Consider the following 24,849-nt stretch of genomic DNA (forward strand, 5'->3'; position numbering starts at 1 on the left):
CTTTGATATCTTGTTATATTATATAGTTTTTAAAACAATTAAGTTCTAAACAATTCAACAAAAATAATAAACAATGCAACTAAAAATAGCTGATAATTGGAAAAATATTTTACAACCATTTTTCAATAAACCATATTTTAAAGAATTAACCTCTTTTGTTGCATCAGAATATAAAAACCATCTATGTTTTCCTAAAGAGGAAGAAATTTTTGCAGCCTTTAATTTTTGTTCTTTTGATGCTTTAAAAGTGGTTATTATTGGTCAAGATCCTTATCATGATGAAAACCAGGCAAATGGTTTGTGTTTTTCTGTGAAGGAGGGAATAAAACATCCACCTTCATTAAAAAATATTTTTAAAGAAATTGCTACAGATTTAGGGAAAGAAATTCCACAAAGTGGGAATTTAGAAAAATGGGCAAAACAAGGAGTTTTATTGTTGAATGCAACTTTAACTGTAAGAGCACATGAACCAGGAAGTCATCAAAAAAAAGGATGGGAAACCTTTACAAATGAAGTTATTGAGTTGATTTCTACCGAAAAAGAAAACGTTGTTTTTTTACTATGGGGTAAGTTTGCTGAGAGTAAAACAACGTTAATCAATCTTGATAAACATACTGTTTTTAGAGCTCCTCATCCATCACCTTTAGGAGCTTGGAGAGGTTGGTTTGGCAGTAAGCATTTTTCTAAAACGAATGAAGTTTTAAAAAGATTAAATATATCTAAGATAAAATGGTAGGCAACATGGTTTGATTTTCATAGGGTAATAGAATTGTATTTAAAATATTTTCAGTATTATCTGGGTAATCTACCGGAATTATTACATCATTATGTATCCATTTTGTAATTTTATTAATTCGTTTTGTACTTAATTTTTTGATAACTGTTACCCCCATTTTTTTTAAAGCAAAAGCGTTACATTGTTGTTCATATTGGTTTTTCATGGGGATAACCATTAACTTTTTATTTAAAAATAAAGCCTCAGATGGCGTTTCAAAACCGGCTCCACAAAGCACACCTGCAGATGAAGCCATACTTTCTATAAAATTGAATTCGTCAATTGGATAAATCGTTATATTTTTTTTTAAAATTAATTTTTTAGTTTCATTAGAGAAAATATGCCATTTTACAATTGGTATTTTAGATATAATTTTTACAATTTTGGCAACCTTATAAGATGGTAGATAAACTGTAATATGCCCTTTATTAGTTATTTTTTTAGCTCTAATTTTTTTTCTAATTATTGGAGTAAAAATAGCAGAATTATAAGATTTAAAATGAAAACCAAATTTTATGTTTGCAGGAGCGTAGTATTTTAAAATTAATTTTTCAAAATTAAATTTTTTATATTTAGGAGATGCAGTATCTAAAACTGCGTTTTGATGACTTAAAGAAATAATATTGATATTATTTAGTTTTGCTGCCCAAGCAGAAAGGGGTTCAAAATCATTAATAATAATGTCGTATTCTTTTATTGGTAAGCTTTGAATTTCTTTATAAAAACGGTATAACTTTATTTTTTTTAAACTTGCTATAAAGTCGATTCCTCCATTTTTTCCTAAGGTAAAATTTAAGCCTTTTAATTTGTATTTAATATCCAATCCAATATCTAAATTGCTTTCACTACCGCTAGTTAAAATATCTAAATTTCCTTTTTGTTGAAGTATTGGGATAATTTCTTTAGCTCTTGTTAAATGGCCATTTCCTGTGCCTTGTATTGCATATAATATTCGCATAATTTAATGTTTTAGGGGTTTTTGAAAATCAAACTCTTTAAGTAGTTCTTCAAATAAGATATTGTTGTTTTTTACTTTTTTTTTAGTTTTTAACTCTTTTTTACTGATTTTAATTTCTGCATTTTTTGCAATTTCATCTCTGTTGTATTCATACAAAGACCATTGTTTGTTTTTGTATTCTAAGGCAGTTAAATTTTCTATCCAATCGCCAGAATTTAAATAGGTTGTCTTTCCTTTTTGGTTTTCTATCTCTCTAATTTCTGGTTGATGTATATGTCCACAGATCACATAATCATATTCATTTTCAATGGCAATATCTGAAGCAGTTTTTTCAAAATCATTAATAAATGTAATAGCACTTTTTACACTATTTTTTATTTTTTTAGAAAGCGATAATTTTCCGTAACCAAAAATGCTACTGACCCAGTTTATAAAAGTGTTGATTAAAATTAGGAAATCGTATCCTTTACCACCTAGTTTTGCCAACCATTTAGAGTGTTTCATCGTTATATCAAACACATCTCCATGAAAAATCCAAGCTTTTTTATCATCAATATTTAGAACTAATTTGTTTAAAATTTTGAAGTTTCCTAATTGAAAACCTTTAAATTTTCGTAACATCTCATCGTGGTTTCCTGTAATGTAATACACTTCTGTTCCTTTAGAAAGGAGCGATGTAATGTGTTTTATAACACTCATGTGAGATTTAGGAAAATAACGTTTATTAAACTGCCAAATATCAATAATATCGCCATTTAAAATTAAAATTTTTGGTTGAATCGTTTTTAAATAGTTTAATAATTCTTTTGCTCTACAGCCATAAGTACCTAAATGAACATCTGAAATTATAACATATTCTAATTTACGCTTCTTTTGTTTTTTCATCTTTTATTATTAATTGAGACAAAGAATTATTATTTTGAAGTTTTAGAATTTTCTTTTTAGGTTTAAGATGTGGGTATTTTAAAACTTAAAACAAAATAATATTCTTAGTTATCTCAAAACTAAAAGAGTTATGTGTAGTAAATGTAAACTGTAAATTAAATAAAGGTAAGTCAATCTTCATTTGTAAGTTTACTAAAAGTTATGTAATCGTTATGTAGGAAAGTGTTTAAAAACAAAATCCACCTTATAAAAAAGTGGATTCATTTAAATTTTAATAAGATACAGTTTGCTTTTAAAGTGTGTTTGCTTTTTCAATAATTGTTACATTATCTGCTAAACCACAAGGAGATTTTGTGCTTCTACAAGAAGAAAAACATAAGATTCCGATAATACAAACTGCAATAAATACTACTTTTTTCATTTTACTTTATTTTACGGCCTAAATGTACATATTTTTTATGAACTCTGTTGATTTCTTCGTCTTTTCTATAACGTTAAAGTTTACCATTTTATTTTGAATTTCAGTAATTAAATTTTCTGTAATTGGTTTTCCATCATTCCATTCTGTGATTTTTAACCATTTCTGAATGTCTTCTAACTCCTGTTCATAGACTTTTGCAAGGGTTTTATCAATATTAGTAATCTGTTTAAAGTCTTTAGTTTGCTCATTGATAATTTCTAAAACTTTTTTTACAGCGTCAGATTTTTTTTCTAAAATTTCATTTCTAACAGCAACCACAAAACAAGGCCAAGGAGTAGGGCAGTCATCAACTCTTCTAAACGTACCATTGTCTACTAAAGGTTTTGTGGTAAAGTGTTCCCACATAAAATAATCTGCTTCTCCGTTTGTTAACGCATCAATACCACCTTGTAAATTGCCAATTACTTTAAATTTTAATTTAGAAACATCCCAACCTTGGTTAAAAGCATTGACAATAGCCATTAAATGAGAACCAGAACCAAATCTGCTTATGGCAATGGTTGCATGTTCTAAATCTTTCATTTTTTTAAAGGATGATTTTCCACTTACATGAATTCCCCAAATTAATGGAGTTTCTATAAAGGTTTGTACAATTTTAGACGGATTACCAGCAGCAATATCTTTAATAATTCCTTCTGTTAATACAATAGCAATATCAACTTCTCCAGTTCGTAATGCTTTGCACATTGCACCTGTTCCTCCAGGGAAATCTTGCCAACTAGCATTGATATTTTGTTTTTGGTATTCGTTGTTTTTTAGGGTAATAGACCAAGGGTAATTAAAATGTTCTGGTACACCACCAATATTTAATTTTATCATTATTGTGCTAATTTATCAAGTGTATATTTTATTAATTGGTCTATTGTTTTATCAGCATTTTTACTAAAAGTACCAGTAGCTCTATTGGCAATTATAGCGTTTAAAGAAACAGCTTTATGCCCTAATAATTTAGATAAACCATAAATTGCCGAAGTTTCCATTTCTAAATTTGTAATTCGTTGGTTGTTATGGTTAAAACGATCCATTTTATGGTTTAACTGATTATCTTGCAAAGGCAAACGTAAAACTCTTCCTTGTGGACCATAGAATCCTGCTGCTGTTGCAGTAATTCCATTTATTATTTTTTCTGAGGATAAACTTTTGGCTAACTCACAATCATTCTTAATAAAAATTGGTTGTGCTTTTTTAGGATTCCAATTAGTATGTTTTACAAATGCATTCTCTAATTCAATATTCGAAATTGGTTCAATTTGATAGGAGTGAAGCATTCCATTGATATCTAAAGCAAACGTACTCATTAAAAATGAGTCTATAGGAATGTCAGCTTGTAAAGCTCCAGAAGTACCAATTCTAATAATATTTAGTGATGTTAGATTAGTTTTGGGTTCTCTTGTTTTTAGGTTGATGTTTAGAAGAGCATCCAATTCATTAAGTACAATATCGATATTATCTGATCCAATACCAGTTGAAATTACAGAAAGTTGTTTGTTTTTATAGGTGCCTGTTGTAGTTTTAAACTCTCTTTTTTGTGTTGTAAATTCAATAGAATCAAAGTATTCAGAAATTAAATCAACCCTGTCTTGATCGCCAACAAAAATAATAGTGTTTGCTATGTTTTCTGGTTTTAAATTTAGATGATAAACGCTGCCATCTTTATTTAGAATGAGTTCTGATTCTTTGAGTTTCATTTTTTAGACACTAATTTCAGTTATTGTTGTGATTTATTACACAGAGATTCGCAGAGTAATTTCACAGAGATACACAGCGTTTTTGATTTATGTTTTTGAGAGATAAAAAGATGAACGTCTCTTCCCTTTTGGAAGGTTAGGATGGGTTTTAGGCTTTTTTATCCTCCAACTCTTTTCACTTTAAAACCTTTGTCTGTTAGCATTTTCATTATTTTATCTCTAAAATCGCCCTGAATAATAATTTTATCATCCTTAAAGCTACCTCCAACAGAAAGTTTTTGTTTTATTTCTTTGGCTAATATTTTAAAATCTGAAGTTGCACCAGTATAACCTTCTAAAATGGTAATTGGTTTGCCTTTTCGTTTTTCATATTTACAAATAATTGGATCGTCTTGTAACCAAATATTCGATTTTTCTTTTACAGGTTCTTCAGTTTCCTTGTGTTCTGGAAACAAATTTTTTAATTGCTCTTTTAAATCCATTGTTTTAATTTTCAGTCAACAGTCAACAGTCAACAGTCAACAGTCTTCAGTATTCAGTCAGTTTGGTACTGCTAACTTAAGACTGATTACTGCCAACTATTTTTTTAATCCTAATTCTCTTAGGCGTTCTTCTAAATATTCTCCAGCAGTAATGTTTTCAAATTGTTTTGGATTGTTTTCATCGATACAATTTTTTAAAACATCTAATTTCATATCAGAAATTGGATGCATAAAAAACGGAATGGAATAACGAGAAGTTCCCCACATTTCTTTTGGTGGATTTACAACTCTATGAATGGTAGATTTTAGTTTGTTATTGCTATGACGTGCTAACATATCACCTACATTTATCATAATTTCATCTTCTGCTGCCATGGCATCAATCCAAATACCTTTATGGTTTTGTACTTGCAAACCTTTGCCTTGTGCTCCCATTAATAAGGTAATTAAATTAATATCTCCATGAGCTGCTGCTCTTTCTGCTCCTTTTGGTTCATTTTTTATGGGCGGATAATGAATTGGGCGTAAAATACTATTTCCGTTTTTAATATACTTGTCAAAATAGGTTTCTTCTAAGTTTAAATGCAATGCCAAAGAACGTAACACATATTTGGCTGTTTTTTCTAACATTTGGTACGCTTGTTTTCCTACTTTATTAAAATTCTCTAATTCATCAACAGAAATATTATCTGGATATTCTTTTGCATATTTAGAGTCTTTATCTACATATTGCCCAAAATGCCAAAACTCTTTTAAATCGCCTTCTTTTTTACCTTTTGCTGCTTCTTTGCCAAAAGAAACATAACCACGTTGGCCAAAAATTTCTGGTATTTCGTATTTTTTTTTGGTTGCTAAGGGTAAGTCAAAAAAATTTTTAATTTCTGAATATAATTCTGTAACTAATTTTTCTTCTAAAAAATGCCCTTTTAACGCTACAAAACCTATGTTTTCATAAGCGTGACCAATTTGTTCAATAAAGTGTTGTTTTTTTTGGCTATCATCAGATAAAAAATCGGCTAAATTGACACTGGGTATTTTTTGCATGCTATTTTATTTTAAAATAAATACGGATGTTAAAGTTACTGAAAAATCAATAAATTAGAAAAGTTTATTTTCTAGAAAAAGGGATTAAATAGGTAAGTGTATAGTTGAAACCAAAACCAGAATTGGTAGAGAAAATTCTATTAAATCCTGGAGAATAAAGGGTTTGAAAATTATCGGGTTGTTTTACACTCAACATCACTTTATAAGAGCCACTAAAACTAACAAAGAAATTTTTTAAAGTTTCTGCTCTAAAACCAACTACTACCTCTGTCCAATGTGCATTTAAATTAGTAGAAGATGCTGCAATAATGTTATTTGCAGGAAAATACTGTGTGTTTACATTTGGAGTGTAGTTATTTAAAGTTTGCTCAAAAATGCTAAGACCATATCTAAAACCAACAAAGATTTCATTATTCATATCTAACCAATTTTGATATGCATTATAGTTTAGTCCAAGTTTTAAATAGTTTCCTTTTGATGTAGAATTTGTATAATCTTCTTCACTTGTTTTATTTTCATATCCAAATTCTGTGGCAATGTATACGTTTTTTTTAATTCTATAATCTGCAACAATTTCTAAGCCACTGTAAGTATCGTTAAAACTACCTAAAATAGGTTTGCTAATATCTAGACCAACTCTTAAACCATAATTGGTTTTGTAAACAATAGAGTCTAGTTCTGATGTTATAATTGAATCCTTTTTTTGTTCTTGAGAAAAACCATCAACAAAAAATAAAAGGAAATAAAAGCTAATGAAATATTTGTACATGTGCTTCTTCTTGATTTTCTAATGTTGTTAGTGAATTTGGTGTAAAACTTTTAATCCAAGTGTTGTTTGCTGTTGAAAATGTAAGGTTGTTAAAAACAATTTTATGTCCGCAAGAACGAGAAACAAATACTTCTTCTGGTATGTAACTGATAGTAAATTGATTTACATCATTTTCTTGAGAAAAATTATAAACAGTTTCAGTTGTTAAACTATTTAGTGGAAGTGTAATGGTGTTAATCGTTTGATTTATATAAATACTATCATTTTTTCCTTCTGCCCAAATATAGAATTCCCTAACATTTTTTAAGGTTTCTGTGCTTGTTTCATCATAAAATTCAATAACCAAACTTTGTGTAACTGGGTTTTGTACGCAGAAATCATCTTTTTCACAAGAGCAAATTAGAAGTAAGATAAAACTTAAAAGAAATAGTATTTTTTTCATATCAATCTTCTTCTTCAACTTCAACAATAATATTGATTGCTTTTGCCAATTTAAAATCTAATTCTGTTACGCCATTTGCATCATGAGTTGTAAGTGTAATGTCTAAAGTGTTATAAATATTTGTCCATTCTGGATGATGATTCAATGCCTCACATTCAAACGCAATTCTATTCATTGCAGACATACAATCTTTAAAATTATCAAATTCAAAATCGGTATGCAATGCATTGTCATAAAATTCCCATTCTGGAATAGATCCTAATCTAGATTCAATTGCTTTGTCTGATAGTTTTATCATTTTCATGATTTATAAAGTGTATTTGTTGCTGCGTTTATTAGCCTCTAAAAAGGTGTTCTGTTAACAATTTATCAACGAGAATACTATACTTTTTATTTTATGCTGCTAAAATAGTTTCATTTTAAGAAATAAACCCTATTTGTTTGTAAATTATCATTTGATTTAACAATTTAAGAATAGAATATAACTAATTGGTTGTTAAAATCAACTTTATTTTTATTCATATCATTTTTCCTGATATTTTAGAAAAGAAAGATTCTTTATTATATTTATAGATTCTGACTCAACCTTATTTTGTTTTAAATTAAACTTTTTTAAAAATATTGGGTCTAAAATATGGAAATAGTATTATGCTAAATTTAAACGTTATTATTTATTTCACTTTTAAATTTTATAAAGCTATAATAATTAGAACCAAAACTTAAAATATGAGCATTTCAAAAACGTTTCTTCTACTGTTATTTTTTTCAACAATACTATTTAGTCAACAACAATCTCCAAATATTTTATTAATTGTTGCAGATGATATGGGGATTGATGTTACACCAGGATTTGGAATTACAGAAAATTTACCAGTTACACCAACATTAAATTCTTTTAGAGAAAACGGTATATCTTATACTAATTGTTGGGCTGCACCTCAATGTTCTCCAACTCGTGCTGCAATTATGAGTGGAAAATTCGGAATTAAAACAGGAGTAATGAGGCCTCCTTTAATTTTAGATACTAGTCACACTTCTTTATTTACAAAAATAAAAGAACAAAGTAGTACAGATTATAGTATGGGACTCATTGGTAAATGGCATATTGGAGGTAGTAGTTCTTCTAATTACAGCCACCCACAAGATTCTGGAGTTCCATATTACGAAGGTGTATTTACCAGTCAGGTTGCTGATTATTATAATTGGACAAAAATAAATGCTGCAGGTCAAAAAGAGCAAATTACAGAATATGCAACTACACATTTAACAAATAGGGCCATTTCTTGGATAGACAACCAAACAAAACCGTGGTTTTTATGGTTGGCACATGTTGCACCTCATACTCCTTTTCAAACACCACCTCAAGGCACTTATACAACTACACCAACAAATGATAGCACAACTTATTTAGCAATGGTTGAGTCTCTAGATTATGAAATTAATAGACTCATTGAAAGTATGGATGAAGAAACGTTGCAAAACACTGTAATTATTTTTATTGGTGATAATGGAACACCAGGTAAATCAAACACCTATTATCCTGCAGGACATGTAAAATCTTCTATTTATGAAGGTGGAATTCGTGTTCCTTTAATCATTACTGGTAAATCTGTAGAAAGAGTAAATGAAGTAGAAGCAAGTTTAGTGCAAGCAACAGATTTGCATGCAACAATTTTAGAGTTAACAGGTGTTCAATTAAATGGTGGTACAGAAAATAGTTTGAGTTTGAAACCTTCGTTACAATTTGAAAATCAAATAGAAAGACAAATAAATTATACTGATTATGAAAGTAATAATACAGAATCTTGGGCTACTAGAAACGCTACATATAAGCTAATTGAAGATGAAAACGGAAATGAAGAGTTTTATAACATTGTTGATGATATTAAAGAAGAAACAAATTTAATAGGAAGTTTAACAACCGAACAAGAAACCATAAAAGCAATGCTAAAGCAAGAGGCTCAAATAATTAGAACAGATTGGTCTTGTACTGATGGCATTAAAAACGGAGCAGAAACTACTTTAGATGATTGTAATAGCACTTGTGGTGTTACAGATGTATTGAGTTATGATAATATTGCATGTACAGACTCACCAACAAGTCCAAGTGTTTATTATGAAACGGTAGAAGGAAACCAAAGAGTTGTATACTCTAACAATTACCCAAATCATAATTTTTCTTATGTATCACCTAGAATTCCTGAACCTTATTATAGAACCTACAAATTTGATTTAAATCCAACATTATCAGGACAAACAACAAGTTTAACAAGAACAAACGGAAGACCTCTTAATTATTTTGGAATTAGTTTAAATGGTGTGTACATGATGCCTGCTCCAGCAACTCCCTTTATTTTTGAAGATTCAGAGGGTAAATATAATTGGGATTGGGTATTTGAACCGACAACAAATATTGGTGAAGGAAGAGATTTTGTAACTTTAGATTGTGCCTCTGCTCATGTAAATCCTAATTCAGGATATCACTATCATGGTAATATGTTTGGGTATGTTGAAGTTTTAAGATCAGGAATTTCTACTACAAATACACCTCCTACAGAAGTTTTACAAGTAGGTTGGGCTTCAGATGGTTTTCCTATTTTATATCGTTTTGGTCCTGATAAAGAAGGTAATATCAAAGAAATGTTTCCTAGTTTTCAGCTAAAAAGTGGTTTAAGACCTGGAGATGGAATTGATGCGCCTTGTGGCCCTTATACAGGAAAATACACCAATGATTTTGAATATATAGCTGGCAAAGGAGATTTGGACGAATGTAATGGAATTGAAGCTTCCGTTACTTTAACTACTGCTCAAGGAGTAGAAACTTTTGCATATTATTATGTGGTTACTCAAAGTTTTCCTCAAATATCTAGATGTATGAAAGGGAATTTTAGCAATAGTTTTATTAGCAGTGCAGGTGCTTTAAATGATGTTGATGCAGATAGTGATGGCTTTGTAAGTGCTTATGATTGTGATGATACCAATGCAAACATCAATCCTTTTGCTACAGATAACCCAAGTACTATTTTTGATGAAAGTTGTGGGGCTAATTTGGGGGTTTCTGAATTTACTTTAGATGAATTAGGGTATTATATCAATTCAAATCCCAATAATGGTAATTTTTCTGTAGTCTCTACCAATTTAGAGTTTTATCAAGCAGCATTGTTTTCTATGAAAGGTCAGATGATTCGTAAAAAATCAGGAACAGGAGTTTTAGAGTTTCAAAATATTAAAAGTTCAGGTATTTATCTTTTAAGAATTGTAAGTAATGGAAAACTTATAGGAACAAATAAAATAATTGTAAAATGAAAATTTTAATAATTAGCTTATTCCTTTTTCTTAATATAAATAATTCTAAGAATTCTGTTGATTTTCACGATGCTATTTCTGCAACTTTTAATGTGATTGAAAGAGGACATGTGGTAATGCTTGAAATTGATTTTGATACCTTTAACTTTTTAAAGTTAGAGGAAGCAAAGTCAATTAAAGTAACCAAAGAAGATTTTGTTAAGTATCTAAATAAAACTACGAGTTGGGAAATTAATGGAGAAAAATTGATTCCTGAGGTTTTAAAAATTACATCCAAAGAACACCATACAAAAGTAATTTGTTTATTGGCAAAGTCTAATAAAAATATAAAATCAATAAAAATTAAAAACGAGTTTTTTTTGAATGTTGAAACACATTCTAATATTATAGCACTAGATCTCAATGATACTTTTAAAGATTTTAGATTGTATGAGGGTAGGAGAGAAATTGAGGTAGATTATAATTGATTTTTTTATAAGTATATTTATTAATAAAGGGTTTATCTGTTTATTTGTTTATGATGAAACTCTTTATGAATTTAGTTGAGATTTTCTTAATGAATTCAACATATTGGTAATTTTTTCTATTTTCTGTCTAACTAAAAAAGTTTCATTTTCGGAAATAAAACCAAGCTCTTTAGAAATTATAAGTTGATTTAAAACTTCCATTGCAGAACTATAAGAAATAGTTTTAAAATATGCTTTATCTCTATTTTTTTCTTGATGTTCCTTCAGTTTAAATTCGAATAAATAAAAGCACTGCCAAGTCTTTATTGACTAATCAACCCAAATTTTTCTTCAGATGGAAATTCTTTCGTAATTCTATAAAGATCTTTTACTAATTCTACAGATTCTTGCCAAACAACTAATTTTTCAAAGGAGTAAACTTTCATAACATTTATTACAAATAAACGAATTAATCATTTAATAGAAAAAATGCGAAACAAATAAACCAGTTTAAGACACAATTAATAAACAGATAACCCCTAAAAAGCAAGAGTGATTAAACAAATAAACACCTACTTAAACAAATAAATATTTTTACCCCTTCTCAAACAAAACCACAGTTTCAATATGGCTTGTATGAGGAAATTGGTCTACCAAACTAATTTTTTTAATCCTATAACTAGCTTCTGCCAGTAATTCTGTATCTCTTGCCTGTGTTGCAGGATTACAAGAAACATACACCATTCTATCTGCATTTAAATTGATGATTTTCTGCAACGTTTTTGGTGCAATTCCTGCTCTTGCAGGATCTAAAATAATGGTTTTTATTTTATTCTGATATTCAGGATGTGCAATTAAAAATTTACCAACATCTGCTGCATAGAATTTTAAACCCTCAATATTATTTCTTTTGGCGTTTTTTTGAGCATCTTCAATTGCTGATGCAACAATATCTACCCCAACAATTTTTGTGTTTTTAGCTTTAGAAGCAATAATTTGCCCAATAGTTCCTGTTCCGCAAAATAAATCCATCACAACAGTATTGTCTACTTTTGTTTTGTCTTCTAAAACATATTCTACTACTTTAGAATAGAGTTTTTCTGCACATTTTGGGTTGGTTTGAAAAAAGCTTTTCATGCTGATTTCAAAATTTAAATCTAATAATTCTTCTACAATTTTATCTTTACCGTAAATTAAATCTATACTTCCTGTAGTAGCAATAGTTCTATCGCCAGTTTCATCATTTATGGTGTGTAATAGACCTGCTAATCTATCTCCAAAAATGTCTTTTAGAAATAAAGCAAATTTCTGTAAATCGAATTTATCTAATTCAGGAGAAGTAGTCACTAAATTACAAAGCAACTCATCTGTTTTAAAAGATTTTCTTACCACAAAATACCTGAAAAACCCCTCTCTTTTTGGTCCATGCCAAGGAGCTAAACCTGTTTCTATACAATACTTACGAATGTTTTTTAGATTGTCTTCTAGTTGTTTATCAAACAAACCAGAATCTTTTTCTAAATTATCTCCCATCCACCAAACTCCACGTCTTTTAAAGCCTAAAGTAAACTCGTCTTTATCTGTTTTGTTTACTCTATCATAACCAATTGCAGAAAAACCATATTCCATTTTATTTCTGTAATGAAATACATTTGGAGAAGTGACAAATTCATCAAAAAGGTCTTCAATATTTTCTACTTTCCCAATTCTTTTAAAAAGAGATAACGTACTTTCTTTTTTATATTGATGTTGTAAATCTATGGGTAATTGAATGTAAGGAGCTCCAGGGATATCTTGAAAAGGAACTTCAACTTCATCTTTAGATGGCTCTAAAACATCTATCAACTTTGCTTCTGCATATTTTTTGCTAGACTTGTTAATTTGTGCTTTTACCAATTGCCCAGGCAACGTATTTGGAATAAAAACAACAAAGCTTCCTTCTTCAGAATGAATTCTTGCAATTCCTTTTCCTCCAAAAGCATAATCTTCAATTTTTAATTCTAAAACTTGATTTTTCTTTACAAATTTATTTCTTTCTCTACGTGGCATTTTTATATTTTAAGATTGCAAAATTAGGGAAAATATAGTTTGATAGAACAAAAAAGGCTACTCATTTGAGTAGCCTTTTTATAAGAATTCAATTCAATTTATTCTCCAGCTTCTTTTTTTGCTTCTTCTACCATTTCTTCATTGGCTACAATAGCAAACTCTACACGTCTGTTTTTACTTCTTCCTTCTGCAGTTTCATTCGTTGCAATTGGGTTAGCAATACCCAAACCTTTCGTTTCCATTCTTTCAGCAACAATTCCTCTAGAAACTAAATATTGTTTTACAGAATTTGCTCTTTTAGCAGAAAGTTCTTGGTTATACTCAACTCTACCAGTACTATCTGTGTAACCATTAATGGCAATATTTGTTTTTTCGTAGTGGTTAAGAACAGTAATTAACTTTTCTAAGTTTGCTTCTGCTTCTGTTGTTAATGTAGATTTATTAGTGTCAAATCTTACTGCATTTTCACCTAAAGTTAGCATAATACCTTCACCAACTCTTTCTACAGCTGCACCAGGTAAAGCCTCTTCGATTTCACGAGCTTGTTTGTCCATTTTTTTACCAATAATTCCACCAGTAACACCACCAACAACACCACCTAAAACAGCCCCTAATTCAGAGTTTTTTCCATTTCCAACATTGTTACCAATTACTGCACCCAAAATAGCACCAGCAGTTGTACCAATTGTTGCACCTTTTTGAGTATTACTAGCGTTTTTAACAGCTTCACAAGAAGTTAGAGTTGCTGATATAAAAAGTATTGATAAACTGTAAATTATTATTTTTTTCATTGTATGATTTTTTAGTGATTAATTTCTTTGAAATGTATAAGTAATATTTTTTGTTTGACCTCCAACGTTAATTTCATCAACCAAGTCGAAACTTGTTTCTGTTAAATTATTGATGTCTAAAATAAAACCATTGAGTACTTCTTTGGCTTTGTAATCATTGGTAAATTTAAAAACAAATTTACCATCTTTGTTAACATACCAAGTTATTGGTGAGTTATACTCTTTACAAGAAGTATCTGGGTTGTTTAATTTCATTTCTCCTTTATTGTTGTTGGATATAAAACTCCAATTACTACCAACAAGGCATTGAGAATCTCCTAAATTAAAAGAAGTTACTTTTAAGAAATCTGATCCAGGAAAGTTAACAGCAGTAATTGTAAAATTGCCTTTTAACATTCTTTCTGTTTTGTTGTCTAGTTTAGTATTTACAACAGCAGTAGATTTACAACCAATCATTGCTGTTAAAAATAATAGAATACATACTGTTTTTTTCATAAGTAATATAGATTAAGTTTATGCTAAGTTAATAAAACTAAATAACATATTTTATATGTTTAGTTTTTAGACACCTCATGTATTTCAAGGTCACTTAATTACGCTTGTATTGATAGATTTTATTTGATAAATTGTTGTTTTAAGTTTTCTTTTTTTTAATATTTTTGCTTTTAAACTTACGCTATTGACTGAAAGTTTTCAATTTATTTGAATACAAAAAAAAAGCAACTTAAATTTAATAAGTTGCTTTTAAAAGAAGGTGAAATTAATTTACTTTTTATTGAATTTATCTAAAATTTTATCCATTTGTTTCCCTGCAGCTTCACGACCACCTAAACCAAAAGATAATACAATTGTTAATGCAATTGCACCTAAAGTAATACCAAATGCCATATTAATAATATTATCTGCAATACCCATTCTGCCTAAACCAATTGCTAAAAATATTGCTAAAATTGCAGCTTTAATAATACCTCCTACAAAGGCATTACTATCAGATTTCATAAAAGCTTTTGTAGCAATGGTTGCAATAAAATTACCAATTGCTAAAATAATTAATCCGAATAAAATGTTTCCTGCAATTGCTACTATTGTATTCATTAATTCAGATAATTGAGTAAACTCTAATTTATCTGTTGCAGTCATCAATCCAAAAATAATGATGAATGCATACACAATATTTGCAATTACTTTTGCAACATCTGTTTTGCCAACAATTGCATTTAAATTTGCTTTTTCTAAAAGTTCATTTAATTGTAAACTCTCTAATAATTCTTTTATTAAAGTGCTTAAAAACTTACCACCAACAATAAATACAATTAATATTATTGTTGCTAAAAGTATTTTAGGAATTGCATTAAAAAATTCGTTTAAAACATTTGCTGCTGGTGTAGAAATTACATCCATATTTAAAATGTTTAGTGCTTGTATTAAAAGAGGGATAAAGATAAAAATGAAAACAATCTTTTTTAAGATGTTTGTTAAATTGATGTTTTCTGGCAAACGTAATTTTGGAGCAAATTTCTGAATGGTATCTCCAGATAACCCTACCAATTCAGCAATAATAGTTGCTAGCATATAGCCAATATAACCTACTAAACCTGCACCAATAATATTTGGTATGTAACTTGTAAAGCTATTTAGTAATTGTTTAACAGGGTCTAAAACACTAGTCATGCCTAATTTGTCTAATGCTAACATAAACACAAAAATCATTACAATATAATAAACTAATTTGCCTATTAATTTAGCGATGCTAACTTTACCATCAAGAGAATTGTCTATACCTGTTTTTTTAATCACTTTTGTAAGAACTCTTTTCAAGATTCCTGCAATAAACCATCCAATAATAATGATGATTAATGCACTAATTGGTGTACCAAAAGAAGCTGTTACGTTGTTGTAAATTTCAATAATTTGATCCATTTTAATTTGATTTTGTTGATTTAATTTTAGGACACTATAATTTACTAAAAGTCACAATAAGTGTAATTTAATTGCTGTTTTTTGGTGTAATTTGCTTTTATAAGTTTGCAATTTTTAAGTTGCTTCTATTTATACTTTTTATTTACTTATTTTTGATAAAAAAAAGATAATTTTATTATGATACACAATCCTATTACTCGATTAGAACAGTTAACAATAACAGGTACCGCTAAAATTTTTTTAAAAGAAACCGCTAAATGGGGAAAGTTTTTGTCTGTTATTGGTTTTATTTTAATTGGTTTGATGTTGATTTTGGCAGCATTTTCAACTACTATTTTTGATATGGTTGGTAAAATGCAACCAGGAATACCAGAAAATATGGGGTTAACAATGAGTATTACTTATCTGTTTTTAGCATTTATTTACTTTTTTCCCGTGTATTATTTGTTACAGTTTTCTAATAAAATGAAGAAAGCTTTGGCTACTAAAAATGATGAAGCTTTGGCAAAATCGTTTGAGATGTTAAAATCTCATTATAAATTTATTGGTGTTTTTACAATAATAACAATTTCATTATATGTTTTGATAATTGTTGCTGCTACTTTTGGGAGTATGTTTTAAAAGGATAAAATTTTTACAAAAAAAAAAGGAAAGCAAAACACTTTCCTTTTTTTAATAACTTACTTTTCGTTATTTTTTCTTACCAAACAAACCACCTAGAACATCTTTCACTTTATCCTTTACAGCATCTTTAGCAGTTTCTTTTATACTTGTTGAATCTTGTTTTTTGGTGTTAACTCCAATAATATCATTCAGTTTATTGTTTAGTTGGTCTTTACCTTTTGCTATCAAAGCATTTTTTTGTTTTTCAACCAAATCTTTTACCAAATTAGTGGTTGCATCTTTTATGTTTGATGAAAAATTAGGATTTGTAAAACTACCTGTTAAGTTACCTTTTACAGGAATACTTGTTATAGAAGCAGCATCTTTTGCCGTTAATTTTGCAATTAAATTGGTAACCTCTGTTCCTAAATATTTAACAGGTACATCAAACACAATATCATAAGCCATTTTTTTATCAAAACCATGTTTACCAGAAACTTGCAGGCCAACATCTTTGTAGTTTAATTGTATGGGTTTTACAGTAACTTCTCCGTTATCAAAAGAAAACATTCCTTTTACGTTATTTAAGTTTAATTTATTAATATCTAAAAAGTTTACTTTTTCAGTTAATGTCGTTAACAATTTAGAATCGCTTTGTTTTATTTTAGTATCTAACAATTGGCCCAATAAATTACCAGAAATAGTTTGTAGGTTAGGTGTCATATCATCATTTAAATCTCCAGAAATGTTGATGGTAGAATTTACTTTACCAGCAACAGCTTTAGCAATAGGAGCAATTGATTTTAGCATTTCTAAGTTCCCAAAAGATTCGCCAATGTTTAATTGGTTTAAATTTAAATCCATTTTAAAGGTAGATGTAGTAGCTTTAGTAGACACGTTTCCGTTGAAACCAATATTACCTCCAAAAATATCTGATTTTAGATTTTTTAAATCAATGGTTTCATCATGAATCAAAAGATCACCAGAAACGTTGGTAAGGTTTATGTTATCATACACCACTTTTTTGGCGTTTGCTGTTAATTTTACATCTAAAAAAGCAGGAATTTTTAAAGAACCAGTTTCTGTAATGTTAGCATTAGAAGTAGTGTCATTTTCCGCAATAAAATCAGCAACTTTAATAGTATTTGCATTTAGCGTAAAATTTCCTTTAAGTACATCATTTTTAAAAATAAAGCCATAAAAATTATCAAGGTTTCCTTTTAAAGAGAGATCAGAAGAGCCTGTTTTTGCTTCAAACTCATTTAATTTTATAGCGTTTGTGTTAAAGGTAATCCCTGTTTTTTGAATAAAAAACGGATTTGCAACATCTTTGCCATCATATTTAAAATCACGAACCGTTATTTCTCCTGCGTTTTTAATATTTTCATATTTTCCATTTTCAACAGAATTCATATCAAAATTAGTTTTGATATCAGCATTTAAAATACCTGCTAATTCTTGTTGTAATGCAGGATACACTTTGCTAATATTTCCTAAATTAAGTGTTCCTTTTGCTTCTAAATTTATAGTTGGGGTTGTTGTAATGCTTTTAACATTTCCTTTTGCAGAAAAAGTATCTTCATCAACTTTAAAATTAAAGGTATTAATGTCTACATAAGTGTCTTTTACAAGCCCTGTTTTATTAATTATTTTAGAATCAATATTGATGTTTTCTACTGCTTTAGGCAAATCAGCATATTTAAAAAGAGCATTTTTTGATGAAACACGAATATCAAAAGCAGGAATTGTAGTTTCAGACAAAGAACCTTTTACAACACCATTTACTTCAAAATTCCCTGCTGTTTTTATGGTTGATAAATTCCCTGCATATTGCTCAGGTATTAGTGCTAAAGCGTTTTTAAAAGACGATGTTGGTGTTTTAAAATTCAAATCATACACTTGATCACTATCGTTTAATTGAATAAAACCATCAAATTCTAAAGGTAATTGATTAATGTGACCTGTGTTTTCTTTAAAAGTGTATTTGCTGTTTTTTAAATCCATCTCTAAAACGGCATCTAAACTAATTTTTACTTTTTTAAGGTAATTGGTATTCTCTAAATCAAAAGATACATATCCTGTTGTTTCAGTATCAAGATTAAAAATATCTTCAGCAAAATTTCCTTCTCCAGTATGATAAATACTATCTAAACTAAGTTTTGTATTGGTACTTCTATCAACATAGTTAAAGTTGATATTTTCTAATTGATACTCTTCAAGATTAAAAGAAAAAGAACTGTTTGAAGTTTCTGGGGTTGCTGTTTGAGTATTCTCTTTGGCAATATCAAAATTTCCTTTGCCCTCTTTGTTAAAAATAATATTTATAGTTCCATTTGCAGCAGCAATACTTTTAACAGCAATTGCTTCATCTGCTTTTTTAAGGAGTTCTGTAATATTCATGGCAAAACTCAATTCTTTTGCATTTACTAAAGTGTCGCCCACAAAAGGAGCGTGGTTTACAACTGTCAAATCATTTACAGTTAAACTTACTAATGGAAAGTTTTTTAAAAGACTTAGGTTTGCTTCCTTAAAATTTACAGTAGCATTTATATTATTGTTAACGGTTTTAGTAACCATTTCTGCAATTTTATCTTTAAAAATATAAGGTATTGAAACCAATGCAATTACTAAAAGTAACAAAACAATAGCACCCCATTTTAGAATTCTTTTTCCTAATGACTTTTTCTTTTTTTCAGTTTCCATTTTTTTACGTTGTTAAATATCAATCTCAAAAATACAATTTAACTATTTGATTTTGTGTTTATAGAAAGTTAAATTCGAGGTATTCATTTTAAATATTTAGATCAGAATTACATCATAAGTATTTACTATTTTAAAGCCAGTTTTTTTTTATTTAAACATATCCATTCCAGGAATGTTTGGCATGCCGTTTTTAGCAGCAACAGCTAATTCTGCTTCATTAATTTTAGAGGCTTTCTCAATCGCTTTATTTAAAGCAATAATTAAGTAATCTTCTAATTCTTCTGCATCAGTAAGTAAAGCATTATCAATAGAAATTGCTTTAATTTCTCTGTTTGCTGTTAAAGTAATTTTTAGTTTTCCTTCTGCAGCAACTTCATCAACTAAAACAGAATTTAACCTTGTTTTGGTTTTTTCTACTTCTTGTTGTGCATTTTTTAATTTGTCCATCATTCCAGATAAGTCTCCAAACATAATTTTGTGTTTTTAATTGATTGCAAATTTAGTATTTTTATTAGGAAATAAAATCGCCTAAAAATGATAAAAATAGTAAGTCCTTTCATTCTTTTAAGTATTACATTTGCAATCGCTTGTAAAAATAAGATGATGAAAAGTACAGATGCAAAAATTCCTGTAGCTACTAAAATAGCTACAAAGTTAGAGAAACATGGAGATGTTAGAATTGATGATTATTTTTGGATGCGTTTATCTGACGAGCAAAAAAATGCTATTGAAAAAGATGATCAAACTCAAAAAGTAATCAATTATTTAGAGGAAGAGAATGCTTATTACAGACAAGTAACTAAAATTACCAAGCCTTTTGAAGAAGCGTTGTTTTTAGAAATGAAAGGTAGAATTAAAGAAGATGATGCTTCTGTACCTTATAAAAGCAATGGTTATTTTTATATTACAAGTTATAAAACGGGGAATCAATACCCAATTTATAGTCGTAAAAAAGGAAATTTAGAAGCTCAGGAAGAACTACTTTTTGATGTAAATGAAATGGCAAAAGATTTCGATTATTATCAATTAGGTGGTTTAAATATTTCTAACGATAATAAATTGGTTGTTTTTGCAACAGACACTGTAAGCAGAAGGCAATATTTTTTACGAATTAAAAATCTTGAAACAGGAGAAATTTATAAAGATATTATAGAAAATACAACAGGAGGTTCTGTTTGGGCAAATGATAATAAAACTATTTTTTATACCAAAAAGAACCCAGAGACCTTAAGAAGTGAAAAAGTTTTTAGACATGTTTTAGGAACTCCAACAAGTGAAGATGTTGAGGTTTATCATGAAAAAGACGATACTTTTGGAACGTATGTAACAAAATCTAAATCAGACAAATACATTATTATTGGGTCTCATAGCACAGTTTCTACAGAGGCACAATATTTAGATGCAGACAATCCTACAGGTAAATTTACCATGCTACAAGCAAGAGAAAGAGATTTAGAATATAGTGTTTCGCATTTTGGAGATTATTTTTATTTGTTGACCAATAAAGACAATGCCATTAATTTTAAGATGATGAAAACCCCAATTTCTAATACAAGTAAAGAAAATTGGGTTGATGTGATACCTCATAGAGAAGCAACTTTATTAGAAGATTTTTCAATATTTAAAGACTATTTAGTATTAGAAGAACGTACCAATGGTTTAAATAAAATTAGAATAAAACGTTGGGACGAAACAGCAGATTATTACTTGCCTTTTGATGAGGAAACGTATGCTGCAGGAGTATTTTCTAACCCAGAGTTTGATACGGATATTATTCGTTATTCATACAATTCTTTCACAACACCTAGTTCTGTGATTGATTTTAATATGACAAATCAATCAAAAGAAATTAAAAAAGAACAAGCAGTTTTAGGAGGGAAGTTTAAAAAAGAAAACTACGTAAGTAAGCGTCTTTGGGCAACTGCAAGAGATGGTAAAAAAGTAGCTATTTCTTTAGTTCATCATAAAGATACAGAACTCAATAAAAACACTCCTGTTTTACAATATGCTTATGGTTCTTATGGGCACACAATACCCGATAGTTTTTCTACAACACGTTTAAGTTTGTTAGATAGAGGTTTTGTGTATGCTTTGGCACACATTCGTGGAAGCGAATATTTAGGAAGAGAATGGTATGAAGATGGTAAAATGCTAAACAAAAAAAATACCTTTAACGATTTTGTAGATTGTTCTCAATTTTTAATTGATCAACATTACACATCTCCAAAACATTTATATGCAATGGGAGGTTCTGCAGGAGGATTGTTAATGGGAGCGATTGTAAATATGAATCCAGAATTGTATAACGGAATTATAGCATCTGTACCTTTTGTTGATGTGGTTTCTACCATGTTAGATGAAAGTATTCCTCTAACAACAGGAGAATATGATGAATGGGGAAACCCAAATAATAAAGAATACTATGAGTATATAAAATCATACTCTCCTTATGATCAAGTAGAAGCAAAAGAGTATCCAAATATTTTGGTAACTACTGGTTTTCATGATTCTCAAGTGCAATATTGGGAACCTGCAAAATGGGTTGCAAAATTAAGAGATTTAAAAACAGATAAAAATGTATTGTTGTTAGATACCAATATGGAAGCAGGGCATGGAGGAGCATCTGGACGTTTTGATGCTTTAAAAGAAACTGCTAAAATGTACACTTTCTTTTTGGCATTAGAAGATAAAGTAGAGATGGTTAAAAATTAACTCTGTATCGGTTTTTAATATTTCAAGATAAGTAGTATTTTTGTAGTCCGTGTTTGATAAATTTCATTGGTTTTTAATACTAAATTTAGATGAGTATTAAGCTTGTGATTTTTTCGTGAATTGATAAGATGACTAGAAACAAAGGAATTACAAATTCAATTTTAGATTTAGTGGGTGAAACCCCATTGATAAAACTTCATAAGATTACTGAAAATCTCCCTGGTTCTTACTACGCAAAATTCGAAGCTTTTAATCCTGGACAATCTGCAAAAGACAGAATAGCTTTACATATTATTAACAATGCAGAAAAGAAAGGAATCTTAAAAAACGGAGCTACCATTGTAGAAACTACTTCTGGTAATACAGGTTTTAGTTTGGCAATGATTAGCATTGTTAGAGGTTACAAATGTATTTTGGCTGTAAGTGATAAATCCTCTAGAGATAAAATAGATTTGTTAAAGTCAATGGGAGCAGAAGTGCATATTTGTCCTGCAAATGTTCCACCAGAAGACCCAAGATCTTATTATGAAGTAGCAAAAGCAATTCATAAAAAAACAAAAAATTCAGTATATATCAATCAGTATTTTAATGAGTTAAATACAGAAGCTCATTACAAAACAACAGGGCCTGAAATTTGGCAACAGACAGCTGGTAAAATTACACATTTGGTTGCAGCAAGTGGAACAGGAGGAACCATTTCTGGAACAGGTAGATACTTAAAAGAACAAAACCCAAATGTAAAAGTTTTAGGGGTAGATGCCATTGGTTCTGTACTAAAAAAATACCACGAAACAAAAGAGCTAGATTTAAGTGAAGTAAGTCCTTATAAAATAGAAGGGCTGGGTAAAAATTTAATCCCTACAGCCACAGATTTTGATGTAATTGATATTTATGAAAAAGTATCAGACAAAGATGCTGCTCTAGAAGCTAGAAATATTGTAAAAACAGAAGGCATGTTTCCTGGTTATACAAGTGGAGCAGTAATGAAAGCCACCAAACAATATGCTACTCAAAATATGTTTACAGAAGATAGTATGGTTGTTTTAATTTTTCCAGATCATGGATCTCGTTACATGAATAAAATTTATAGTGATATTTGGATGCAAGAAAATGGATTTTTATAGCTTCTATTTTTATGCTACAATTTGTAATCATTCAATATTAGGTTTTCATTAGTTCTTTTTTCATTACATTTTCTCCAAAAATAACCCATATAAATGTCTAATTTATTTATCAAGACATAAAATTTATGTTTTCTCTTTTAAACTTTACTATTGATTGCTAAACACAATTTGATAAACTGCGAAAAAAGCGGTTACTTTGCATTTAGATTATAAATAACAAACATCAATTATGACGAAAGATTTATTTGAAAGAATAATCGAAGATAAAGGTCCTTTAGGTAAATGGGCAGATCAAGCAGAAGGCTATTATGTTTTTCCTAAGCTAGAAGGGCCCATTTCTAATAGAATGTCTTTTAATGGCAAACAAGTAGTTACTTGGAGTATCAATGATTATTTAGGTTTGGCAAATCATCCAGAAGTTTTAAAGGTTGATGGAGAAGCTGCCAGAGAACATGGAATGGCATATCCAATGGGAGCAAGAATGATGTCTGGTCACACACCTTTACATGAACAATTAGAAAGAGAGTGTGCTGAGTTTGTAGATAAAGAAAAAGCATATTTATTAAATTTTGGTTACCAAGGTATTATGTCTGCAATCGACGCTTTAGTTACTAAAAATGATATTATTGTGTATGATATTGATACACATGCTTGTATTATAGATGGTGTTCGTTTACATGCTGGAAAACGTTTTGTTTATAGACATAACGATATGGAAAGTTTTGAAAAAAACATTAAACGTGCTAAAAGAATGGCAGAAAAAACTGGCGGAGGAATTTTAGTGATTTCTGAAGGGGTTTTTGGAATGCGTGGAGAACAAGGTCGTTTAAAAGAAATTGTAGCTTTTAAAAAAGAATACAATTTTAGACTTCTAGTAGATGATGCTCATGGTTTTGGAACTTTAGGAAAAGATGGAAGAGGTACTGGTTTTGAACAAGGTGTACAAGATGATATTGATGTATATTTTGCAACTTTTGCTAAATCTATGGCAGGTATTGGTGCTTTTTTAGCAGGGAATAAAGATGTAATTCAATACCTACAATACAATTTACGTTCTCAAATGTTTGCAAAATCTTTACCAATGGCAATGGTAAAAGGGGCTTTAAAACGTTTAGATATGATTAGAACCATGCCAGAATTAAAAGAAAAGTTGTGGAAAAATACCAATGCACTTCAATCTGGTTTACGTAATGCTGGTTTTGATTTAGGAACTACACAAACCTGTATTACACCTGTATTTTTAAAAGGGGAAATTCCTGAAGCTATGGCAATGGTAAATGATTTGCGTGAAAATCACGGAATTTTCTGTTCTATTGTAGTTTATCCAGTAATACCTAAAGGATTAATTATTTTAAGGTTGATACCAACTGCAACACACACACAAGAAGATATTGATGAAACCATTACTGCTTTTTCTGCAATTAGAGAAAATTTAGAAAATGGAACTTATAAGCAAATTGCAGCAGCAATGGTGTAGTATTTTGTTTCAAGTATAAAAAAACCGTTTAGAATTTAATTATTCTAAACGGTTTTTTTTATGCTAAGCTTCTCGTCTTTCAAGAATTATATTTTTTATTGTCATCCTATGTTTATGGGCACTTTCATAAGTATATAAATACTTGTTTATCAATTAAATAAGTTGTATTTTAGATAAAACAAAACCCCGAAAAC

Annotated in this window: 25 protein-coding genes; 7 read left to right on the forward strand and 18 right to left on the reverse strand. The window is 29.2% G+C overall.

Annotated features, from left to right (window positions below; genetic code table 11):
- The first annotated feature begins 73 nt into the window (after positions 1-73).
- Positions 74-736 carry a uracil-DNA glycosylase gene (locus Q0731_RS12465; RefSeq protein WP_299064592.1) on the forward strand — a complete coding sequence of 221 codons (663 nt, stop codon included), beginning with the start codon at positions 74-76 and terminating at the stop codon, positions 734-736.
- Here Q0731_RS12465 and Q0731_RS12470 read toward each other — a convergent pair.
- The 10 genes from Q0731_RS12470 to Q0731_RS12515 all read right to left on the reverse strand — a co-directional run bounded on the left by Q0731_RS12470 (position 720) and on the right by Q0731_RS12515 (position 7,822).
- Positions 720-1,733 (reverse strand): glycosyltransferase family protein, encoded by a 1,014-nt coding sequence (locus tag Q0731_RS12470; protein ID WP_299064594.1) that lies wholly within the window; start codon positions 1,731-1,733, stop codon positions 720-722. The two genes, Q0731_RS12465 and Q0731_RS12470, sit on opposite strands and share 17 nt — an antisense overlap.
- Before the next feature lie 3 nt (positions 1,734-1,736).
- Positions 1,737-2,618, reverse strand: a complete 882-nt coding sequence (locus tag Q0731_RS12475; protein WP_299064596.1) for a UDP-2,3-diacylglucosamine diphosphatase — start codon at positions 2,616-2,618, stop codon at positions 1,737-1,739.
- A 292-nt stretch (positions 2,619-2,910) separates the two neighbouring features.
- On the reverse strand, positions 2,911-3,039 hold the full coding sequence (locus Q0731_RS12480) for a hypothetical protein (protein WP_299064598.1): 129 nt from the start codon (positions 3,037-3,039) through the stop codon (positions 2,911-2,913).
- A gap of 18 nt (positions 3,040-3,057) precedes the next feature.
- The gene (locus Q0731_RS12485; RefSeq protein ID WP_299064600.1) at positions 3,058-3,918 is read right to left on the reverse strand and encodes a substrate-binding domain-containing protein; all 861 of its coding nucleotides are present in this window, start codon (positions 3,916-3,918) and stop codon (positions 3,058-3,060) included.
- Complete coding sequence (locus tag Q0731_RS12490; protein ID WP_299064602.1) at positions 3,918-4,787, reverse strand: nucleoside phosphorylase; 870 nt, start codon at positions 4,785-4,787, stop codon at positions 3,918-3,920. The genes Q0731_RS12485 and Q0731_RS12490 overlap by 1 nt, the downstream gene beginning before the upstream one ends.
- 158 nt (positions 4,788-4,945) lie before the next feature.
- On the reverse strand, positions 4,946-5,269 hold the full coding sequence (locus Q0731_RS12495) for a translation initiation factor (RefSeq protein WP_299064605.1): 324 nt from the start codon (positions 5,267-5,269) through the stop codon (positions 4,946-4,948).
- Between the two features lie 96 nt (positions 5,270-5,365).
- Entirely contained in the window at positions 5,366-6,313 is a 948-nt protein-coding gene (locus tag Q0731_RS12500; RefSeq protein ID WP_299064607.1) for a 2-oxoglutarate and iron-dependent oxygenase domain-containing protein, read from the reverse strand.
- Positions 6,314-6,377: 64 nt separating this feature from the next.
- A complete protein-coding gene (locus Q0731_RS12505) occupies positions 6,378-7,082 on the reverse strand; it encodes a DUF6048 family protein (RefSeq protein WP_299064609.1) in 705 nt (234 codons plus the stop codon).
- The gene (locus tag Q0731_RS12510) at positions 7,063-7,524 is read right to left on the reverse strand and encodes a DUF6452 family protein (RefSeq protein WP_299064611.1); all 462 of its coding nucleotides are present in this window, start codon (positions 7,522-7,524) and stop codon (positions 7,063-7,065) included. Before Q0731_RS12510 ends, Q0731_RS12505 begins: the two co-directional genes overlap by 20 nt.
- 1 nt (position 7,525) lies before the next feature.
- Entirely contained in the window at positions 7,526-7,822 is a 297-nt protein-coding gene (locus Q0731_RS12515) for a 4a-hydroxytetrahydrobiopterin dehydratase (protein ID WP_299064613.1), read from the reverse strand.
- Positions 7,823-8,250: 428 nt separating this feature from the next.
- On the opposite strand from Q0731_RS12515, the gene Q0731_RS12520 reads away from it, so the two are divergent.
- Positions 8,251-10,830: a sulfatase-like hydrolase/transferase gene (locus Q0731_RS12520; RefSeq protein WP_299064615.1), complete on the forward strand. Its 2,580-nt coding sequence runs from the start codon at positions 8,251-8,253 to the stop codon at positions 10,828-10,830.
- On the forward strand, positions 10,827-11,297 hold the full coding sequence (locus Q0731_RS12525; protein WP_299064617.1) for a DUF6702 family protein: 471 nt from the start codon (positions 10,827-10,829) through the stop codon (positions 11,295-11,297). Before Q0731_RS12520 ends, Q0731_RS12525 begins: the two co-directional genes overlap by 4 nt.
- A 63-nt stretch (positions 11,298-11,360) precedes the next feature.
- Here Q0731_RS12525 and Q0731_RS12530 read toward each other — a convergent pair whose 3' ends face one another.
- The 6 genes from Q0731_RS12530 to Q0731_RS12555 form a co-directional block, all read right to left on the reverse strand.
- Positions 11,361-11,498, reverse strand: coding sequence for a four helix bundle protein (locus Q0731_RS12530; RefSeq protein ID WP_299064619.1), 138 nt, complete (start codon positions 11,496-11,498; stop codon positions 11,361-11,363).
- Between the two features lie 101 nt (positions 11,499-11,599).
- A complete protein-coding gene (locus tag Q0731_RS12535; RefSeq protein ID WP_299064621.1) occupies positions 11,600-11,722 on the reverse strand; it encodes a four helix bundle protein in 123 nt (40 codons plus the stop codon).
- A 148-nt stretch (positions 11,723-11,870) separates the two neighbouring features.
- A complete protein-coding gene (rlmD, locus tag Q0731_RS12540) occupies positions 11,871-13,325 on the reverse strand; it encodes a 23S rRNA (uracil(1939)-C(5))-methyltransferase RlmD (protein ID WP_299064623.1) in 1,455 nt (484 codons plus the stop codon).
- Positions 13,326-13,423: 98 nt separating this feature from the next.
- Entirely contained in the window at positions 13,424-14,116 is a 693-nt protein-coding gene (locus Q0731_RS12545; protein WP_299064625.1) for an OmpA family protein, read from the reverse strand.
- A gap of 18 nt (positions 14,117-14,134) precedes the next feature.
- On the reverse strand, positions 14,135-14,611 hold the full coding sequence (locus Q0731_RS12550) for a lipocalin family protein (protein ID WP_299064627.1): 477 nt from the start codon (positions 14,609-14,611) through the stop codon (positions 14,135-14,137).
- A gap of 270 nt (positions 14,612-14,881) precedes the next feature.
- Positions 14,882-16,036, reverse strand: coding sequence for a mechanosensitive ion channel (locus Q0731_RS12555; RefSeq protein WP_299064629.1), 1,155 nt, complete (start codon positions 16,034-16,036; stop codon positions 14,882-14,884).
- A gap of 177 nt (positions 16,037-16,213) precedes the next feature.
- On the opposite strand from Q0731_RS12555, the gene Q0731_RS12560 reads away from it, so the two are divergent.
- Entirely contained in the window at positions 16,214-16,657 is a 444-nt protein-coding gene (locus Q0731_RS12560) for a DUF5362 family protein (protein ID WP_299064631.1), read from the forward strand.
- Between the two features lie 69 nt (positions 16,658-16,726).
- Here the strand turns inward: Q0731_RS12560 and Q0731_RS12565 are convergent, their stop codons facing one another.
- Together Q0731_RS12565 and Q0731_RS12570 are read right to left on the reverse strand one after the other, a co-directional pair.
- Positions 16,727-19,342: an AsmA-like C-terminal region-containing protein gene (locus Q0731_RS12565; protein ID WP_299064633.1), complete on the reverse strand. Its 2,616-nt coding sequence runs from the start codon at positions 19,340-19,342 to the stop codon at positions 16,727-16,729.
- Positions 19,343-19,489: 147 nt separating this feature from the next.
- Positions 19,490-19,813 (reverse strand): YbaB/EbfC family nucleoid-associated protein, encoded by a 324-nt coding sequence (locus tag Q0731_RS12570; protein ID WP_299064635.1) that lies wholly within the window; start codon positions 19,811-19,813, stop codon positions 19,490-19,492.
- Positions 19,814-19,945: 132 nt separating this feature from the next.
- Between Q0731_RS12570 and Q0731_RS12575 the strand changes: the two genes are divergently transcribed.
- The 3 genes from Q0731_RS12575 to Q0731_RS12585 all read left to right on the forward strand — a co-directional run bounded on the left by Q0731_RS12575 (position 19,946) and on the right by Q0731_RS12585 (position 24,655).
- Complete coding sequence (locus Q0731_RS12575; RefSeq protein ID WP_299064641.1) at positions 19,946-22,054, forward strand: S9 family peptidase; 2,109 nt, start codon at positions 19,946-19,948, stop codon at positions 22,052-22,054.
- Positions 22,055-22,182: 128 nt separating this feature from the next.
- Complete coding sequence (locus tag Q0731_RS12580; protein ID WP_299064637.1) at positions 22,183-23,178, forward strand: pyridoxal-phosphate dependent enzyme; 996 nt, start codon at positions 22,183-22,185, stop codon at positions 23,176-23,178.
- A gap of 229 nt (positions 23,179-23,407) precedes the next feature.
- Positions 23,408-24,655, forward strand: a complete 1,248-nt coding sequence (locus Q0731_RS12585; protein WP_299064639.1) for an aminotransferase class I/II-fold pyridoxal phosphate-dependent enzyme — start codon at positions 23,408-23,410, stop codon at positions 24,653-24,655.
- The last annotated feature ends 194 nt before the right edge of the window (positions 24,656-24,849 follow it).

Origin of the sequence: uncultured Polaribacter sp., assembly GCF_947497695.1 — a bacterium.
Classification (GTDB): Bacteria; Bacteroidota; Bacteroidia; order Flavobacteriales; family Flavobacteriaceae; genus Polaribacter.

Excerpts from the sequence above, each read along its gene's own strand:
- Q0731_RS12480 (WP_299064598.1), bottom strand. The coding sequence starts at position 3,039 with ATGAAAAAAGTAGTATTTATTGCAGTTTGTATTATCGGAATCTTATGT.
- Q0731_RS12465 (WP_299064592.1), top strand. The coding sequence starts at position 74 with ATGCAACTAAAAATAGCTGATAATTGGAAAAATATTTTACAACCATTT.
- Q0731_RS12470 (WP_299064594.1), bottom strand. The coding sequence starts at position 1,733 with ATGCGAATATTATATGCAATACAAGGCACAGGAAATGGCCATTTAACA.
- Q0731_RS12475 (WP_299064596.1), bottom strand. The coding sequence starts at position 2,618 with ATGAAAAAACAAAAGAAGCGTAAATTAGAATATGTTATAATTTCAGAT.
- Q0731_RS12575 (WP_299064641.1), top strand. The coding sequence starts at position 19,946 with ATGAAAAGTACAGATGCAAAAATTCCTGTAGCTACTAAAATAGCTACA.
- Q0731_RS12585 (WP_299064639.1), top strand. The coding sequence starts at position 23,408 with ATGACGAAAGATTTATTTGAAAGAATAATCGAAGATAAAGGTCCTTTA.
- Q0731_RS12535 (WP_299064621.1), bottom strand. The coding sequence starts at position 11,722 with ATGAAAGTTTACTCCTTTGAAAAATTAGTTGTTTGGCAAGAATCTGTA.
- Q0731_RS12555 (WP_299064629.1), bottom strand. The coding sequence starts at position 16,036 with ATGGATCAAATTATTGAAATTTACAACAACGTAACAGCTTCTTTTGGT.
- Q0731_RS12525 (WP_299064617.1), top strand. The coding sequence starts at position 10,827 with ATGAAAATTTTAATAATTAGCTTATTCCTTTTTCTTAATATAAATAAT.
- Q0731_RS12495 (WP_299064605.1), bottom strand. The coding sequence starts at position 5,269 with ATGGATTTAAAAGAGCAATTAAAAAATTTGTTTCCAGAACACAAGGAA.
- Q0731_RS12510 (WP_299064611.1), bottom strand. The coding sequence starts at position 7,524 with ATGAAAAAAATACTATTTCTTTTAAGTTTTATCTTACTTCTAATTTGC.
- Q0731_RS12545 (WP_299064625.1), bottom strand. The coding sequence starts at position 14,116 with ATGAAAAAAATAATAATTTACAGTTTATCAATACTTTTTATATCAGCA.
- Q0731_RS12505 (WP_299064609.1), bottom strand. The coding sequence starts at position 7,082 with ATGTACAAATATTTCATTAGCTTTTATTTCCTTTTATTTTTTGTTGAT.
- Q0731_RS12515 (WP_299064613.1), bottom strand. The coding sequence starts at position 7,822 with ATGATAAAACTATCAGACAAAGCAATTGAATCTAGATTAGGATCTATT.
- Q0731_RS12570 (WP_299064635.1), bottom strand. The coding sequence starts at position 19,813 with ATGTTTGGAGACTTATCTGGAATGATGGACAAATTAAAAAATGCACAA.
- Q0731_RS12485 (WP_299064600.1), bottom strand. The coding sequence starts at position 3,918 with ATGATAAAATTAAATATTGGTGGTGTACCAGAACATTTTAATTACCCT.
- Q0731_RS12560 (WP_299064631.1), top strand. The coding sequence starts at position 16,214 with ATGATACACAATCCTATTACTCGATTAGAACAGTTAACAATAACAGGT.
- Q0731_RS12530 (WP_299064619.1), bottom strand. The coding sequence starts at position 11,498 with ATGGAAGTTTTAAATCAACTTATAATTTCTAAAGAGCTTGGTTTTATT.
- Q0731_RS12565 (WP_299064633.1), bottom strand. The coding sequence starts at position 19,342 with ATGGAAACTGAAAAAAAGAAAAAGTCATTAGGAAAAAGAATTCTAAAA.
- Q0731_RS12550 (WP_299064627.1), bottom strand. The coding sequence starts at position 14,611 with ATGAAAAAAACAGTATGTATTCTATTATTTTTAACAGCAATGATTGGT.
- rlmD (WP_299064623.1), bottom strand. The coding sequence starts at position 13,325 with ATGCCACGTAGAGAAAGAAATAAATTTGTAAAGAAAAATCAAGTTTTA.
- Q0731_RS12580 (WP_299064637.1), top strand. The coding sequence starts at position 22,183 with ATGACTAGAAACAAAGGAATTACAAATTCAATTTTAGATTTAGTGGGT.
- Q0731_RS12490 (WP_299064602.1), bottom strand. The coding sequence starts at position 4,787 with ATGAAACTCAAAGAATCAGAACTCATTCTAAATAAAGATGGCAGCGTT.
- Q0731_RS12520 (WP_299064615.1), top strand. The coding sequence starts at position 8,251 with ATGAGCATTTCAAAAACGTTTCTTCTACTGTTATTTTTTTCAACAATA.
- Q0731_RS12500 (WP_299064607.1), bottom strand. The coding sequence starts at position 6,313 with ATGCAAAAAATACCCAGTGTCAATTTAGCCGATTTTTTATCTGATGAT.